This window comes from Pseudomonas sp. R37(2017), from assembly GCF_002113375.1.
Taxonomy (GTDB): domain Bacteria; phylum Pseudomonadota; class Gammaproteobacteria; order Pseudomonadales; family Pseudomonadaceae; genus Aquipseudomonas.
Genome location: NZ_NEHO01000009.1, coordinates 1 through 15,486 on the forward strand (window position 1 = coordinate 1; position 15,486 = coordinate 15,486).

The 15,486-nt window shown below is 63.0% G+C and carries 18 protein-coding genes and 1 pseudogene; 14 read left to right on the forward strand and 5 right to left on the reverse strand.

Features of this window, described 5'->3' with window-relative positions; all coding sequences use genetic code 11:
* From CAG47_RS28095 to CAG47_RS16035, 10 genes and pseudogenes are all read left to right on the forward strand, one after another.
* A pseudogene (locus CAG47_RS28095) lies at positions 1-111 on the forward strand (dolichol-phosphate mannosyltransferase); the annotation flags it as partial.
* Positions 108-386, forward strand: coding sequence for a lipid-A-disaccharide synthase N-terminal domain-containing protein (locus CAG47_RS15995; RefSeq protein ID WP_085725827.1), 279 nt, complete (start codon positions 108-110; stop codon positions 384-386). The pseudogene CAG47_RS28095 and the gene CAG47_RS15995, both read left to right, overlap by 4 nt.
* Before the next feature lie 3 nt (positions 387-389).
* Positions 390-1,799: a glycosyltransferase family 39 protein gene (locus CAG47_RS16000; RefSeq protein WP_085725828.1), complete on the forward strand. Its 1,410-nt coding sequence runs from the start codon at positions 390-392 to the stop codon at positions 1,797-1,799.
* Positions 1,800-1,936: 137 nt separating this feature from the next.
* A complete protein-coding gene (locus tag CAG47_RS16005; RefSeq protein ID WP_085726008.1) occupies positions 1,937-3,109 on the forward strand; it encodes an acyl-CoA dehydrogenase family protein in 1,173 nt (390 codons plus the stop codon).
* On the forward strand, positions 3,106-4,299 hold the full coding sequence (locus CAG47_RS16010; protein ID WP_085725829.1) for an acyl-CoA dehydrogenase family protein: 1,194 nt from the start codon (positions 3,106-3,108) through the stop codon (positions 4,297-4,299). The genes CAG47_RS16005 and CAG47_RS16010 overlap by 4 nt, the downstream gene beginning before the upstream one ends.
* A gap of 13 nt (positions 4,300-4,312) precedes the next feature.
* Positions 4,313-5,095 carry an SDR family oxidoreductase gene (locus CAG47_RS16015; protein ID WP_085725830.1) on the forward strand — a complete coding sequence of 261 codons (783 nt, stop codon included), beginning with the start codon at positions 4,313-4,315 and terminating at the stop codon, positions 5,093-5,095.
* A gap of 2 nt (positions 5,096-5,097) precedes the next feature.
* Complete coding sequence (locus tag CAG47_RS16020; protein ID WP_085725831.1) at positions 5,098-5,556, forward strand: MaoC family dehydratase; 459 nt, start codon at positions 5,098-5,100, stop codon at positions 5,554-5,556.
* A gap of 31 nt (positions 5,557-5,587) precedes the next feature.
* On the forward strand, positions 5,588-6,790 hold the full coding sequence (locus CAG47_RS16025) for an acetyl-CoA C-acyltransferase (RefSeq protein WP_085725832.1): 1,203 nt from the start codon (positions 5,588-5,590) through the stop codon (positions 6,788-6,790).
* The gene (locus CAG47_RS16030; RefSeq protein ID WP_085725833.1) at positions 6,791-7,180 is read left to right on the forward strand and encodes a steroid Delta-isomerase; all 390 of its coding nucleotides are present in this window, start codon (positions 6,791-6,793) and stop codon (positions 7,178-7,180) included.
* Positions 7,177-7,611, forward strand: a complete 435-nt coding sequence (locus tag CAG47_RS16035) for a nuclear transport factor 2 family protein (protein ID WP_085725834.1) — start codon at positions 7,177-7,179, stop codon at positions 7,609-7,611. Before CAG47_RS16030 ends, CAG47_RS16035 begins: the two co-directional genes overlap by 4 nt.
* 325 nt (positions 7,612-7,936) lie before the next feature.
* Here CAG47_RS16035 and CAG47_RS16040 read toward each other — a convergent pair whose 3' ends face one another.
* Complete coding sequence (locus CAG47_RS16040) at positions 7,937-8,431, reverse strand: SRPBCC family protein (protein ID WP_085725835.1); 495 nt, start codon at positions 8,429-8,431, stop codon at positions 7,937-7,939.
* A 13-nt stretch (positions 8,432-8,444) separates the two neighbouring features.
* The gene (locus CAG47_RS16045; RefSeq protein ID WP_085725836.1) at positions 8,445-9,221 is read right to left on the reverse strand and encodes an SDR family oxidoreductase; all 777 of its coding nucleotides are present in this window, start codon (positions 9,219-9,221) and stop codon (positions 8,445-8,447) included.
* Positions 9,222-9,510: 289 nt separating this feature from the next.
* Between CAG47_RS16045 and CAG47_RS16050 the strand changes: the two genes are divergently transcribed.
* The 4 genes from CAG47_RS16050 to dmpG are packed head-to-tail and all read left to right on the forward strand — an operon-like array spanning position 9,511 to position 13,101.
* A complete protein-coding gene (locus CAG47_RS16050) occupies positions 9,511-10,338 on the forward strand; it encodes an alpha/beta fold hydrolase (RefSeq protein ID WP_085725837.1) in 828 nt (275 codons plus the stop codon).
* Complete coding sequence (locus CAG47_RS16055; RefSeq protein WP_085725838.1) at positions 10,335-11,126, forward strand: fumarylacetoacetate hydrolase family protein; 792 nt, start codon at positions 10,335-10,337, stop codon at positions 11,124-11,126. Before CAG47_RS16050 ends, CAG47_RS16055 begins: the two co-directional genes overlap by 4 nt.
* Before the next feature lie 18 nt (positions 11,127-11,144).
* A complete protein-coding gene (locus CAG47_RS16060; protein WP_085725839.1) occupies positions 11,145-12,053 on the forward strand; it encodes an acetaldehyde dehydrogenase (acetylating) in 909 nt (302 codons plus the stop codon).
* A 13-nt stretch (positions 12,054-12,066) separates the two neighbouring features.
* The gene (gene dmpG / locus CAG47_RS16065; protein WP_085725840.1) at positions 12,067-13,101 is read left to right on the forward strand and encodes a 4-hydroxy-2-oxovalerate aldolase; all 1,035 of its coding nucleotides are present in this window, start codon (positions 12,067-12,069) and stop codon (positions 13,099-13,101) included.
* Between the two features lie 62 nt (positions 13,102-13,163).
* On the opposite strand, the gene CAG47_RS28740 is transcribed toward dmpG, so the two are convergent.
* The 3 genes from CAG47_RS28740 to CAG47_RS16080 all read right to left on the reverse strand — a co-directional run bounded on the left by CAG47_RS28740 (position 13,164) and on the right by CAG47_RS16080 (position 15,399).
* Positions 13,164-13,331 carry a hypothetical protein gene (locus tag CAG47_RS28740; RefSeq protein ID WP_177409010.1) on the reverse strand — a complete coding sequence of 56 codons (168 nt, stop codon included), beginning with the start codon at positions 13,329-13,331 and terminating at the stop codon, positions 13,164-13,166.
* Between the two features lie 301 nt (positions 13,332-13,632).
* On the reverse strand, positions 13,633-14,181 hold the full coding sequence (gene nudE / locus CAG47_RS16075) for an ADP compounds hydrolase NudE (protein WP_085725842.1): 549 nt from the start codon (positions 14,179-14,181) through the stop codon (positions 13,633-13,635).
* A gap of 87 nt (positions 14,182-14,268) precedes the next feature.
* Complete coding sequence (locus CAG47_RS16080; RefSeq protein WP_085725843.1) at positions 14,269-15,399, reverse strand: helix-turn-helix transcriptional regulator; 1,131 nt, start codon at positions 15,397-15,399, stop codon at positions 14,269-14,271.
* Positions 15,400-15,486: the final 87 nt, after the last annotated feature.

A 15,486-nucleotide genomic window follows, 5' to 3' on the forward strand; every position in this document is an offset into this window, starting at 1 on the left:
AAATACGGCAACCTCGACCGCGCGCTGGTGGGCATCCTCGATCTGTTCGGGGTCTGGTGGCTGATCAAGCGCACGCGGCTGAACACCATTGCCCAGGAGATTGAAGGATGAATCTCTCCCGCGAAGCCTTGTGGCTGATCGTCGGTTTTATCGGCCAGATCGCCTTTACCGGGCGGTTTGTCCTGCAGTGGCTGTACAGCGAATACAAGAAGCGCAGCGTGATCCCGACCAGCTTCTGGTACCTGAGCATCGTCGGCAGCACCTTGCTGCTGGCCTACGCCATTTACCGCCAGGACCCGGTGTTCATCGCCGGGCAGGCCTTTGGCACCCTTGTCTATTTTCGCAACCTGCAGTTGATCGCTAAAAGTAAAAGCCTGAAGGAGTAGGTCATGCGCGGATCGTTATCGACCCGAAATATTACGTTGCTGGTGGTTATCGCGATTGCGTTGCTGTTTTTCTGGGGGCTGGGCAGCGTGCCGTTCCTCAGTGTCAACGAGGCCCGGCGCGCCGTGACCGTGCGCGAAATGCGCGAGGCCGGTAGCTGGCTGTTGCCCTACATGAACGGCGACTTGTACTTGTCCAAGCCGCCGTTTTTCTATTGGGCGGGCCTGGTTTCGACAGCGGTGCTGGGCAGCGTGTCCGAGTGGAGCGTGCGCCTGCCTTCGGCGTTGGCCGCCGCCCTGTGCTGCATCGGCACCTATCGCTACGGCGTCCGGCAGGCGGGGCGGCAGGTCGGTCTGTTCGCCGTGGTGTTCCTGGCCGCGAACGGTGCATTCAGCCTGTTCGCACGACGCTCGGAAATCGAGATGCTGTTGACCCTGCTGTGCTTCGGCGCACTGTTGGCTGCCTGGCAGTTCATCTTCCTGCAGGGCCGGGTCTTCTGGAGCCGACTGAGCTATGTGCTGCTGGGCTGCGCGCTGCTGACCAAAGGCCCCGTTTGCCTATTGTGGGTGACAGCGCCGATCCTGGCCTATGCCTTGATCTACCGGGATGCCCGGGCCAAGGCTTATCTGTGCGACGGTTGGGGCTGGCTGATTGCTCTGGTGCTGGGCAGTTCCTGGTACCTGGCGGTGTCTGTGAATCAGGGCTGGGGCATCTGGGCTTCGATCATCAGCGAAGACATCGTGAGGAAGATCGACGGGCAGGGCGCCGAGGCCTGGTATGCCTACCTGTTGTACCTGGCCGGTGATTTCTTCCCGTTCTGGCTCATCGTGTTCGTACAGCCGCGCAAGTTCTGGGCAATGATCCGCGCGCGCCGCGAGGCCGCCATGTTGCTGTGCTGCACGCTGTTGCCGCTGCTGGTGTTTTCCCTGTTCACCGAAAAGCATGGCAAGTACCTGTTGCCGGTTTATCCGTCCATGGCGTTGCTGCTGGCGATGCACTGGTCGGCACTGCTCGATGATCTCAAGGGGCGCTGGCGCACGGTCCTGGCGGTGGTGCCCTACGTGATGCTGGCCGGGTTCGTGGTGTTCTACATGTTCGTCGAAGCACGGGTGTTGTCGCACCGGTTCGGTGGTCTTGAGCAAGTGGCCGCGCTGGCCGACGGGCAGCCGGGTCAGAAGGCTTACACCCTCGGTGAGCCGGATATCCGTCTGGTCTACTACATGGGGCGGCCGGTGGCGCCGCTGACGGTGGCCCAGTTGCAGGCCGAATCGCGCCCGGCAGGCCTGTTGTTCGTACAGGAACCCCTCGCACCGGAACTGCAGAACCTGGCTTCGTGCAAAGTTGGTGAAATCAATCCGTACCTGAAACCACACCGTTCAGCGCTGCTGGTGCGCATGGGGGGCGACTGCCGCTGATCGGCCTTCACGCCCCCGCATCACCCGTTCGGACTAGGCAGGGCTAACGATTCTGCCGCGTCCGGGCGGCGCCAAACTTCATGCTCGAAGGGGTGCTGCGCCACGCGCGCCCCGCCAAACGAGCAGAAGGCGCCGCGATGGAGTTTGCATTCAGCGACGAACAGGAAATGATCCGCGAATCGGCCGAGGGTTTCCTCGCCGATGTCTCGGATTCCGCCGCCGTGCGCGCGGCAATGGTCAGTGAGCGGGGTTTTGACGAAGCCCTCTGGCAGCGTCTGTGCCAGGAAATGTGCTGGCCAGCCATTCATATCCCCGAAACCTATGGAGGCCTGGGCCTCGGCTTCGTCGAGCTGACGATCCTGCTGGAGCAGATGGGCCGGCGTTTGCTGTGCTCGCCGTTCTTCGCCACCGCCTGCATGGCCACGCCTGCGCTGTTGCTGGCTGCCAATGATGAACAGAAGCAGCGTTGGTTGCCGTCGATCGCCGACGGCAGTGTCACCGCGACCCTGGCGTTCAGCAGTGTCAATGGCTGGTCCGCCGACGACGTCCAGGCAACGGTGGTGGCCGAGGGCGAAGGCTTTGTCCTCGACGGCACCCTCAAGCATGTGCTCGACGGGCAGGGTGCCGACCTGTTGATCATTGCCGCACGACAACCCGCAACCACTGGCGAACAGGGCATCAGCCTGTTTGCCGTGAGCGCCGAGCGGGCCGGCATCGAACGGCAAATGCTGCCGACCATGGACCAGACCCGGCGCCAGGCGCGGATCCAGCTCAAGGGCCTGTACCTTGAAGCCGACTGCCTGCTGGGAGAGTTCGGCAACGGCTGGATGCACCTTGAGCGAGTCCTGCAACTGGCCTGCATCGGCCTGGCCGCCGAGCAGACCGGCGGTGCGCAACAGGTACTCGACCTCAGCGTGGCCTACATGCAGGAACGCCAACAGTTCGGTCGTCCGATTGCCAGCTTCCAGGCCCTCAAACACCGTGCAGCCGACATGATGCTGCAAGTCGAATGCGCGCGTTCGGCCAGTTATTACGCCGCGTGCGTGGCCCAGGAAGTCCTCGATCCCCAGGGGGATCCGCAGGTCGCGGCCCAATTGCCGCTGGCGGCGGCGCTGGCCAAGGCGCAGTGCTCCGAAACCTACTTCTCTTGCGCATCCGAATCGATCCAATTGCATGGCGGCGTCGGTTTCACCTGGGAATACGACCCGCACCTCTACTTCAAGCGCGCTCGCGCCAGCGAAAGCTTCCTCGGGCTACCGGCCTGGCATCGCGAGCGGATTGCCGCGGTGATTCTTGGAGAGCAGCCATGAAAATCAGTTTCAGTGAGCAGGACGAGCGCTTCCGCCGGGAAGTCGCCGACTGGATGAGCGCCAACCTTTGCGGTGAGTTCGAAGCCCTGCGTTTTCGCGGCGGTCCGGGCGACGAGCACATGTTTCCCGAGGAGCGCAAAGCCTGGGAACGCAAACTCGCCGAGGGTGGCTGGACCTGCGTCGGCTGGGCGCCGGAGCATGGTGGGCGTGGGCTTTCGATTACCCAGCAGGTGATTTTCCACGAGGAATATGCCCGCGCCGGCGGTCCCGGGCGTATGGGCCATATCGGCGAAGGGCTGGCGGGGCCGACCATTGCCGCGTTCGGCACGCTCGAACAGCAACAGCGCTTTTTGCCGGGGATCGTCAGCGGTACGGCGTTCTGGTGTCAGGGCTATTCAGAGCCGGGCGCCGGTTCCGACCTGGCCAACGTCAAGACCCGCGCAACGCTTGACGAGGCGAGCGGCCAATGGCTGATCAACGGGCAAAAGGTCTGGACCTCCCTGGCCCATGAATCGGATTGGTGCTTTGTCATCGCCCGTACCGAACCGGGCAGCGTCGGCCATCGCGGCCTGTCGTTCCTGCTGGTGCCGATGGCCCAGGCGGAAATTACCGTACGGCCCATCGAACAACTGACCGGCACCTCGGAATTCAACGAAGTGTTCTTCGACGATGCCCGCACCGACGCCGCCAACATCATCGGCGCGCCGGGCGACGGCTGGAAGATCGCCATGGCGCTGCTGGGGTTCGAGCGAGGCGTGTCGACGCTCGGCCAGCAGATGCAGTTTCAGAACGAGCTCAACGAAATCATCGCCATCGCCAAGTCCAATGGCGCCGACCGTGACCCGATCCTGCGTCAGCGCCTGGCCGAAGCCTGGAGCGGGCTGCGGATCATGCGCTACAACTCGCTGCGCATGCTCTCGGGCAGCCAGGACGGTTCGCTGCGCAAGGAGGCGACCATCTACAAATTGTTCTGGTCCACCTGGCACGCCAGCCTCGGCAAGCTGGCGATGGACGTCCTCGGCGCCGAGGCGGAATTGCTCGAAGCCGCGCCTTACCAACTGACCCGTTTGCAGTCGCTGTACCTGTTCAGCCGCGCCGACACCCTGTACGGCGGCAGTAACGAAATCCAGCGCAACATCATTGCCGAGCGTGCCCTTGGCATGCCCAAAGAGCCGCGTCCGCGCGCCTGAAAGGAGAGAGTTCATGTCTGTACCTCAATATGTTGAAGGTCGCGGCCTGCTGCGTGGCAAGTCGGTGCTGATCACCGCGGCGGCGGGTGCCGGGATCGGTTTCTCCGCAGCCGTGCGGGCTGCCGAGGAAGGTTGCCGCGCGCTGATGATCAGCGACATCCATGAGGGCCGCCTGGCCGAGGCGGTGCTGAAGATCCGCGAAACCACCGGGCTGCAACAGGTGTTCGGCCAGGTCTGCAACGTCACCGACGAAGCCCAGGTACAGCAACTGATCGCCAGCGCCGAGCGCGACCTGCAAGGTGTCGATGTGTTGATCAATAACGCCGGCCTCGGTGGCTCGCGCTTGCTGGTGGAGATGGCCGACGAAGAGTGGCATCGGGTCATCGACGTGACCCTCACCGGCACCATGCGCATGACCCGCGCCATGCTGCCGAAAATGATGGAGCGGCGTGCCGGCGTCATCGTCAACAACGCCTCGGTGCTGGGCTGGCGTGCGCAGAAAGAACAGGCGCACTACGCCGCCGCCAAGGCCGGGGTCATGGCGTTGACCCGCTGCGCGGCGGTCGAGGCCGCCGACCATGGCATCCGCATCAACGCGGTCAGCCCGAGCATTGCCCTGCACGATTTCCTGCGCAAGTCCGCGCCCCAGGCGGTGCTCGATCAACTGGCCGCCAACGAAGCCTTCGGCCGCGCCGCCGAAGTCTGGGAAGTGGCCAACGTGATGATGTTCCTGGCCAGCGACTACAGCTCCTACATGACCGGCGAAGTGTTGTCGGTATCCAGCCAGAGGGCGTGAGCATGGCACGTATTTTCGACACGCCGATGGCCTTGTTCGACGCCGTGGGCGAATCACTCGGCGCCAGCGACTGGCTGTTGCTGGAACAGGACCGCATTGACCGCTTCGCCGATGCCACGGGCGATCACCAGTGGATTCACGTCGATCCGCTCAAGGCTGCCAGCGGCCCGTTTGGCGCCTGCATTGCCCATGGTTACCTGAGCCTGGCGCTGGTCAATCTGTTCCTGCCGCAGATCGTCGAGGTCCGTGGCCTGGCCATGGGCGTCAATTACGGTTGCGAGCGGGTGCGCTTTCCCTCGGTGGTGCGCGTCGGCTCGCGGGTTCGTGGCAGCGCGCAATTGATCGCTGTCGAGGAAGTGAAGGGCGGCGTTCAGGCGACCATCCGCGTCAGCGTCGAAATCGATGGCGAAGAGCGCCCCGGCTGCGTGGTCGACACCATCAGTCGTTACTACCCCGCCTAAGCCTGTCAGCAGAATTCTCGAGGAACTGAACATGAAAGAAGCCGTCATCGTTTCGACCGCCCGTACTCCGATCGGCAAGGCCTTTCGCGGTGCCTTCAACGACACCGAAGCCCCGCAACTGGGCGGACACGTGGTGCGCGAAGCCGTGCGTCGCGCCGGCATCGAGCCGGGTGAAGTGGACGACGTGATCATGGGGGCCGCCGCACAGCAGGGCACCCAGTCCTATAACCTGGGGCGCCTGTGTGCGATTGCCGGCGGCTTGCCGGCATCGGTCGCCGGGATGGCCGTCGAGCGACAGTGCTCATCGGGCCTGATGAGCATCGCCATGGCCGCCAAAGGCATCATGTGCGATGAAATCGACATCGCCGTGGCCGGCGGCCTGGAGTCGATTTCCCTGGTGCAGAACAAGCACAAGAACCTGTATCGCAACCAGTCTGGTTCGGTGATCGAGCTGGATCCGCAGGCGTACATTCCGATGATCGAAACCGCCGAGATCGTCTCCGCGCGCTACGGCATCTCCCGCGACGAGCAGGACGAATACAGCTACCAGAGCCAGCTGCGTACCGCACAGGCCCAGGCCGCCGGGCGTTTCGACCGCGAACTGGCGCCGCTGACCAGCCGCCAGTTGATTGTCGACAAGGCCACGGGCGAATCCCGCCATGAGTCCGTCACCTTGTTGCGCGACGAGTGCAACCGCATCGACACCACGCTCCAGAGCCTGAAGGCGCTGGAGCCGGTATGGCCAGGCGGTCAGTGGAGCGAAAAGGGGCGTTTCATCACTGCCGGCAATGCCTCGCAGTTGTCCGACGGTGCGTCGGCCTCGGTATTGATGAGCGCGAAAATGGCCGAGAAACGTGGCCTGGAACCCCTGGGGATCTATCGCGGCATGGCGGTCGCCGGCTGCAACTCCGACGAGATGGGCATCGGTCCGATCTACGCGATCCCCAAGTTGCTCAAGCGCCACGGCCTGACCATGGATCACATCGGCCTCTGGGAGTTGAACGAAGCCTTCGCCTGCCAGGTGCTGTACTGCCGCGACACCCTGGGTATTGCGGCCGAACGCCTGAACGTCAACGGCGGGGCGATTTCCATCGGCCATCCGTTCGGCATGTCCGGGGCGCGCATGGTCGGCCATGCGCTGATCGAAGGCCAGCGTCGCGGCTTGCGATACGTGGTGGTGAGCATGTGCATCGGTGGTGGCATGGGCGCTGCCGCGCTGTTCGAGGTGGTCTGAATGATCAGCGCACAGCAGATCCAGGCGACCATGGCGCGTTATGTGGAACTGGTGGACGCCGGCGATATCGACGGCATCCTCGCGCTCTACGCTGACGACGCCACCGTTGAAGACCCGGTCGGCCACGCGCCATTGCAGGGCATCGACGCCATTGCGCGCTTTTACCGTGAAGGGTTGGGGGCGATGAACGTCTGCGCGACCCTGACCGGGCCGGTGCGCGCGACGCTCAACGGGTGCGGCGCGATGCCGTTTCGGGTCGACATGGGGTGGGGCGGGCAACCGTGCTCGCTGCATGTGATCGACGTGATGGAGTTCAATGCCGACGGCCGGATCCGCTCGATGAAAGCCTTCTGGAGTGAGGTCAATGTGATCGCGCGAGGTGCGGCATGACTCTGGAACAGCGGATCGTCCGCCTGGAAGCGCTGGAGGATATCCGCCAGCTCAAGCATCGCTACCTCAACGCCTGCGATCTCAAGCAGGTCGAGGTGATTGCCGACTGCTTTGCCGACGGTGAAGTGCTGATCGATTACGGTCCGTTGGGGACTTTTCGTGAGCGCGACAGTTTTGTCGCGCTGTACCGCGAACTGGCCTGCCACGAGCGGGTGATCGACCTGCATCACGGCGCCAACCCGGAAATCGAAGTGCTGAACGAGGATCAGGCCCAGGGCCGTTGGGCCCTGTGGTATTTCAACCTGGATGGCGAGAGCGGGGCGACGCGGCAGTTGGGCGGGTTCTATCAGGACCGTTACCAGCGTATCGCCGGGCAATGGAAGATTGTCAGCACCTGCTTTCGCGCGCACTCGGAAGTGGCGCGTTCCTGAAGACCGCTCGCTCCAGAGGTAGCACCTGTGGGAGCGAGCCTGCTCGCGAAGGCGGTGTATCGGTCAACATTGTTGTTTGATGTGCCGGCCTCATCGCTGGCAAGCCAGCTCCCACAGTTTTTGTGGTGACCCCGGCATTTGCAAACATCCCCATCCCCTGTGGGAGCGGGCTTGCCCGCGAAGGCGGTGTGTCAGGCAACATCAATGTTGAATGTGCCGGCCTCATCGCTGGCAAGCCTGCTCCCACAGTTTTTTGTGGTGACCCCGGCATTTGCAAACACCCCCGATCCCCTGTGGGAGCGGGCCTGCCCGCGATGGCGGCATGTCAGGCAACATTGATATTGGATGTGCCGGCAGCTCTGTCCGGATTCTGCGTACGGCCGGTTTCGTAATAGGCCTTGAGGTTCTCGGCGATCTGTTGCACGACCTTGTCGAAGGCCTTGGCCAGTAACTTTTCAAACAGCCTGCCACCGCGCAGGCTGTAACTCATTTGCAGGGTGATGCGGGTCGAGTTGCCTTCGGCTTGCAAGGCATAACTGAAACTCGCCTGGCGAAACGGAAAGGGCGAGTCATTGCCGCCCTTGTGCAACCGCAGCACGAACCCCGTACCTTCCTGCCACTGCACCACGCTTTCATCCAGATACTGTCCGCCCTTGCGCAACACCCGGCGACTGGCGCCGACACCCTCCGTTGCACCGGGATGAAACTGGTAGCCGGTCAGGCCCGGTACATAGTGCGGGGCGAGGCTCAGGTCGCGCAGTTTGGCCCAGGCTGCTGGTTGCGTGAGGTTCAGTACAACGCTGTGGCTGGCTACGGGCATGTCGAAAGTCCTCTTATGAATGGGATTGGGCCGCGTCGAGAAACGCCGGGCGTTCACCCGCGCCATGCACTGCGATATCCGCGCCGCTGACGTAACGAGCCAGCGTCGAGGCCAGGTACAGGCAGGTATCGCCGATATCTTCGGGGGTCGCCAGGCGTTGCAGCGGAACGGTCGCCGCCACCCGGGCAATGCCCGCGTCGTCACCATAATGCATGGCCGCCTGCTCGGTGAGAATCAGCCCGGCGGTCACGGCGTTGACCCGCACCTTCGGCGCCCACTCCACCGCCAGCGAAGTGGTCAGGTTCAACAGCCCGGCCTTGGCTGCGCCATAAGCGGCGGTGCCGGGGGAAGGGCGGGTGGCGCTGACGCTGCAGATGTTGATGATCGCACCGCCATCGGCCTGGGCCTGCATCACCTGGTTGGCCTGCTGGCACAGGTTCAGTGGCGCGATCAGATTGAGACGGATGATCGCTTCGCTGAAACGCGGAGAGGCCGTGGCGGCATCGGCATTCGGCGAGCCACCGGCGTTGTTGACCAGCACATCGAGGCGACCGAAGCGCTCGGCGATCCGGGCGATCAGGCCTGCCGATTGTTCGACATCACGCAGGTCGCAGGGCACGAACAGTGCCTCGCGCCCACCGCTGGCAGGCAAGGATTGCGGCGCTTCTCGACCGCAGATCACCACCTCGGCGCCGCACTCGAGAAAGCGCTGGCTGATGCCGCGACCCACACCTTTGCCACCACCGGTGACCAGTACCACTTTGCCGCGAAAGTCCATCGGATCAAGCATGGGGATTCTCTATCTGTCGCTCGGGAAATGTCATCGATGCTAGGTCGACCGTCCTGGCAGGCCAACGTCCAATGAGACTAGAGACTATCTGTAGGAGCGGGTGCCCGCTTGCGGCATGCTCGCGATGGACCTGAGGACACCGCGGAGTATCAGGCATCCAGCGTTATCGTTGACGACCATCGCGAGCATGCTCGCTCCTACAGTACAGGGGGGTAGTCCTGTCGGACGATGTTGGTTGCCCGGGTGCTCGGAATAATCCGGCGACAACAACAGGCCGGGAGGACACCTTATGGGCGCTTCAGCGCAAGGGCACTTCGTTACGCTGCCGGATGGTTTGCAGCTGCACTATCGTGACGTCGGCAACGGCGAGCCGGTGATTTTCATCCATGGCAGCGGGCCGGGCGCCAGCGGCCACAGCAACTTCAAGCAGAACTACCCGGTGTTCGCCGAGGCCGGTTACCGGGTCATCGTTCCCGACTTGCCGGGCTACGGCGCTTCGGACAAACCCGAGACCCTCTACACCCTGGACTTCTTCGTCGCCGCGCTGAGCGGCCTGCTCGACGCCCTGGATATCCAGCGTTGCGTACTGGTCGGCAACTCCCTGGGCGGCGCGATCGCGATCAAACTGGCCCTCGACCAACCGCAGCGTGTCAGTCGCCTGGTGCTGATGGCGCCCGGTGGCCTGATGGAGAAAGAACAGTATTACCTGCAGATGGAAGGCATCCAGAAAATGGGCGCGGCCTTCGCCAAAGGTGAACTGAACGACGCCGCAGGCATGCGTCGCCTGCTGGCCCTGCAACTGTTCGACGAAACCCTGATCAGCGACGAAACGGTCAACGAGCGCGTAGCGGTGGTGCAACAGCAACCGGTGTGCGTGCTGTCGACCATGCAGGTGCCGAACATGACTGCGCGCCTGGGTGAGTTGCAGTGCCCGATCCTCGGTTTCTGGGGCATGAACGACAAGTTCTGCCCGTCCTCCGGTGCCCAGACCATGCTCGAGAACTGCTCCGGTATCCGCTTCGTGATGCTCAGCGAGTGCGGGCATTGGGTCCAGGTCGAGCACCGTGACTTTTTCAATCGCCAGTGCCTGGCGTTTCTTCAGGAGGCCCGCGGATGAGCGTGCAATTGCGCCGTGAGTTCGGCGAGGAGCTTTATCAGGCGCTGCTCAGCGGCTCCACCCTGGCGCCGCTGACCGAGCGCTGGCCGTCGATCAGCATCGAAGACGCCTATCACATTTCCCTGTACGCCATTGAGCGTCGGGTGGCGGCCGGTGACCGGATCGTCGGCAAGAAAATCGGCGTGACCTCGGCGGCGGTGCAGCAGATGCTCAACGTGCATCAGCCGGATTTCGGCTTCATCACGCAGCAAATGTCGTTCGAAGACGGCGCGCGGATTTCCCTGTCCGCGAACAAACTGATCCAGCCCCGCGCCGAGGGCGAGATCGCCTTCAAGCTCAAACATGATCTGGTCGGCCCCGGCATCACCGAAGCCGATGTGCTGGACGCCACCGAATACGTGATGCCGTGCTTCGAAATCGTCGACTCGCGGATTCACGATTGGCGCATCCGCATCCAGGACACCGTGGCCGACAACGCCTCCTGCGGTGTATTCGTGTTGGGCGACAGCAAGGTCGATCCCCGTGAGCTGGACTTGCCCAACCTGCGCATGCGCGTGTTCAAGAACGCAGAGCCGCTGAGTGAGGGCCTGGGTTCGGCCGTGCAGGGCAACCCGTTGACGGCGGTGGCCTGGCTGGCCAACACCCTGGGCGCCTTCGGCATTCCGTTCAAGGCCGGGGAAATCATCCTGTCCGGCTCCCTGGTACCGCTGGAACCGGCCCGCGCCGGCGACCATTTTTCGTTGACTATCGATGGCCTGGGCAGTGCCCGGGTGTCTTTCTGCGCCTGACTTTTGGAGTTTGACCCCATGAGCAAAAAACTCAGAGCGGCCATTATCGGCCCGGGCAACATCGGCACCGACCTGCTGATGAAGATGTGCCGATCGGAGTGGATCGAGCCGGTGTGGATGGTGGGTGTCGACCCCGAATCCGAAGGCCTGAAGCGTGCCCGCGAAATGGGCATCAAAACCACCGCCGGTGGCGTCGATGGTTTGTTGCCGCACGTGCTCGACGATGACATTCGCATCGCCTTCGATGCCACCTCGGCCTACGTGCACGCGCAAAACAGCCGCAAGCTCAACGAACTCGGGGTGATCATGATCGACCTCACGCCAGCGGCCATCGGCCCGTATTGCGTGCCGCCGGTCAATCTCAAGGAGCATGCGTCGAGCCTGGCGATGAACGTCAACATGGTCACCTGCGGTGGCCAGGCGACCATCCCGATGGTGGCGGCGGTATCGCGGGTGCAAGCGGTGAGCTACGGCGAAATCGTCGCCACGGTGTCCTCCGGTTCGGTCGGTCCGGGCACGCGGCAGAACATCGACGAGTTCACCCGCACCACCGCCGGTGCGGTGGAGAAGATCGGCGGCGCCCGGCGCGGCAAGGCGATCATTGTGATCAATCCGGCCGAGCCGCCGCTGATGATGCGCGACACCATTCATTGCCTGACCGATGACGAGCCGAACCAGGACGCGATCCGTACCTCGGTGCTGGAGATGGTCCGCGAAGTGCAGCGCTATGTGCCCGGCTACAAGCTGATCAACGGGCCGGTGTTCGACGGGCGCAAGGTGTCGATCTTCATCGAGGTCGAAGGCCTCGGCGATTTCCTGCCCAAGTCCGCCGGCAACCTCGACATCATGACCGCCGCCGGCTTGCGCACGGCCGAGATGTTCGCCGAAGAAGCCCACAAGGGCACCCTGCAACTGCCCGTCCGTTGAGTGGAGAATCCCGATGAATTTGCAAGGTAAGAGCGTCCGTCTGCACGACATGAGCCTGCGCGACGGCATGCACGCCAAACAGCACCAGATCAGTATCGAACAAATGGTCTCGGTGGCCACCGGCCTCGATACGGCCGGCGTGCCGCTGATCGAAATCACCCACGGCGATGGCCTCGGCGGGGCGTCGCTGAACTACGGTTTCCCGGCCCACAGCGACGAGGAATACTTCGCCGCGGTGATCCCGAAAATGAAACAGGCCAAGGTCTCGGCCCTGTTGTTGCCGGGTATCGGCACCCTCGATCACCTGAAAATGGCCCATGAGCACGGCGTGTCGACCATTCGCGTGGCCACTCACTGCACCGAGGCGGACGTGTCCGGGCAGCATATCGGCATGTCGGCGAAGATGGGCCTGGACACCGTCGGCTTCCTGATGATGGCGCACATGGTCAGCCCGGAGAAACTGCTGGAGCAGGCGCGCCTGATGGAAAGCTACGGCGCCAACTGCATCTACTGCACCGACTCGGCCGGCTACATGCTGCCCGATGAAGTGACGCAAAAGATCGGAGCCCTGCGCGCTGGCTTGAATGCCGGGACTGAAGTGGGCTTCCACGGCCATCACAACATGGGCATGGCCATCGCCAACTCCCTGGCCGCCATCGAGGCCGGTGCTGCGCGGATCGACGGCTCGGTTGCAGGCCTTGGCGCGGGAGCGGGCAACACGCCGCTGGAAGTGTTCGTCGCGGTGCTGGAGCGCATGGGCGTCAACAGTGGCGTCGACCTGTACAAGATCATGGACGTCGCCGAAGACCTGGTGGTGCCGATGATGGACCAGCCAATCCGCCTCGACCGCGATGCCCTGACGCTGGGGTATGCCGGGGTCTACAGCTCGTTCCTGCTGTTCGCCAAGCGGGCAGAGCAGAAGTACGGCATCGCGGCGCGTGAGCTGCTGGTGGAGTTGGGGCGGCGCGGAACCGTGGGCGGTCAGGAAGACATGATTGAAGACCTGGCGCTGACGCTGTCGCGGGCGCGGGGCGTGCTGCCGACCTGATTATTGCGGCAACGAAAAAACCACCGATGATTCGGTGGTTTTTTTTGCCGGTGGAACCCTGTTCAAGGCAGCAGATTGCGCACCACTGGCGGGTAACAGTTGATGGCCGCGCTCGAACAGCTGAACCAGGCCGTGCTCGGTCGATAGGCTTCATTCTTGAACAGTTGGCAAAGACTGGTGGAAGCACCAGCACAGAGGATGATGAACAGAGCACAAGTGGATTTGCGCATGATGGGTCTCGAAGCGGTTTTATTGTTGTAGAAACAGGTTATGGCGGCGGCGCGGGAGTGGCTTCGTCCGAATGGACTAGTTGTCGACTTGGGCACTCCGCAACCCCCTGTGGGAGCGAGCCTGCTCGCGATGGCGGTGTGTCAGGCGAAGCAGATGTTGGGCTGTGCCGGCCTCATCGCGAGCGTGCTCGCTCCTACAGGTTTGTTGGGCGTTGCCAGGATCTATGCCTGGCGGTGATCCCCTGTAGGAGCGAACCTGTTCGCGATGGCGGTGTGTCAGGCACCACAGGTTTTGAAGGTGTCAGTCACGCCGGGCGAGGGCGCCCATGGCCATGAACAGGGCGGCAATCGCCCGGGCTTCATGCAGTTCGCCACGGGCCACCAGTTCGGGGATTTGTGTCAGGGGGACACGCAGGATTTCCAGGGGTTCGGGTTCGTCACCTTCCAGTTGGCAGGGGCTCAGTTGTTCGGCCAGTACCACCCGGTAGCGGTGGCACAGGTGCCCCGGCGCCAGGGTCAGTTCGCCCAGCTCGGTGAGGCGTTCGGCACGCATGCCGACTTCTTCGCTCAGTTCGCGCTGCGCCGCCTGCAAGTAGTCTTCATCGGGCTCGGCGCCGCCCTTGGGCAGGCCGAGGATGTTTTTTTCCACACCGACCGCGTATTCGCGCACCAGCAGCACGTGCTGTGGGTCGGGCATCGCCACCAGCATCACCGAGCGATAACCGGTGCCGCGCAGGCGTTCATAGACCCGCTGCTGGCCGTTGCTGAATTGCAGGTGCAGGGCTTCGATCTGAAAGTGGCCGCTTTGCGCCAGCAGTTCAGTCTTGAGGATGGTTGGGCAATTGCGCATGGGGCAGTCCCCTGTTTGGGATAAGGACACTGTGCGCTGTACAACGGGGGCCGCCATCGTCCGAGTGGACGAGGGCGGCAACGACGGCTAGCCGAGGGTCGCCACGCTGCGCAGGATAAGGCGCACCAGCATGGTCTGGCGGGTCACGCCGGTCTTGGAGAAGGTCGAGCGCAGGTGCGCCCGCGAGGTGTTGCGGCTGATGCCCAGTTCTTCCGACGCTTCGTCGAGGGTCAGGCCGTTGGCCAGCAACATCGCCAGCTGGGTTTCCGCCGGGGTGAAGTCGAACAGTGCGCGAACGATCTCCTGGGGCGCGCTGGACTGCTGTTCCGGGTCGCTGATGAAAATCACCACGGTGGGGCACTGCTTGCCTTCGCTCCAATCGGTCAATGGCACCGAGCGCACGATGATCCCCAGGTCCGCTTTGCCGGACGGCCGCTGCACACGAAGGGCTTCGACCACCGACGGGTTGCTGCTCTTTTGCGACAGCAGCGACTGCTTGACCAGTCGACGGAACTCCTGGGTATCACGCGCCGTACCGACCTGCAGGCCATCGTTGACCAGTTTGATGCCGTCCTTTTCCTGGATCAGCCGGTCGGCGACCTGGTTGGTCTGCAGCACCTTGCCGGATTCGTCGAGGATGATCGTGCCGACCGCCATCTGGTTCACGGCGCCAGCGTACAGGTTGCGTTCGGCTTCGATGCGGTTGAGCTGCATGTGGATCTTGATCGAGCGTTCCAGGTGCGGAATGAAATGCGTGAGCATGGCCTTTTCGTCATCGCCGAAAGGCTTGTCGTCACGTCCGCGACTGATGCGAATGCGGCACTGGGCGCCGTCGACCGTGTTGATGTCGGCACCGAGGATGTGGAACACGTCCACCGGTTCAAGGAAGTTCTTGTAGAACTCGGAGTTCTGCCAGTCGTCGTTGGAGACGAACTCGGCGAGGGTCACGACCTGGCGGTTGGGCAGGTCGACGAATGGATCCAGGCTGAAAAAATGCTTGTTGTACGACGCGGTCGCCTCGGTCGAGGTGCCGGTGGTGTTGACCATCAAGCCGTCCACGTTGGCGCTGGGCGGACGCAGGATGAAGGTCACGTACTTGCTGTTCAGATACACGTTGAGCTGATTGAGAAAGGTGGCCCAGGGAATGTTTTCCAGCGGACCCTGATAGAGGTTGCCGATCAAATCACTGAACGTATCGAGGGTGAGGCTCTGCTGCATAGGGGAAAACCGTTGTTATTTTTAGCATTGGCGGTGGCCGAGAATAAGCGTCGGTATCGACTCCTTGCAACGCTCGGGCTCAGGGCC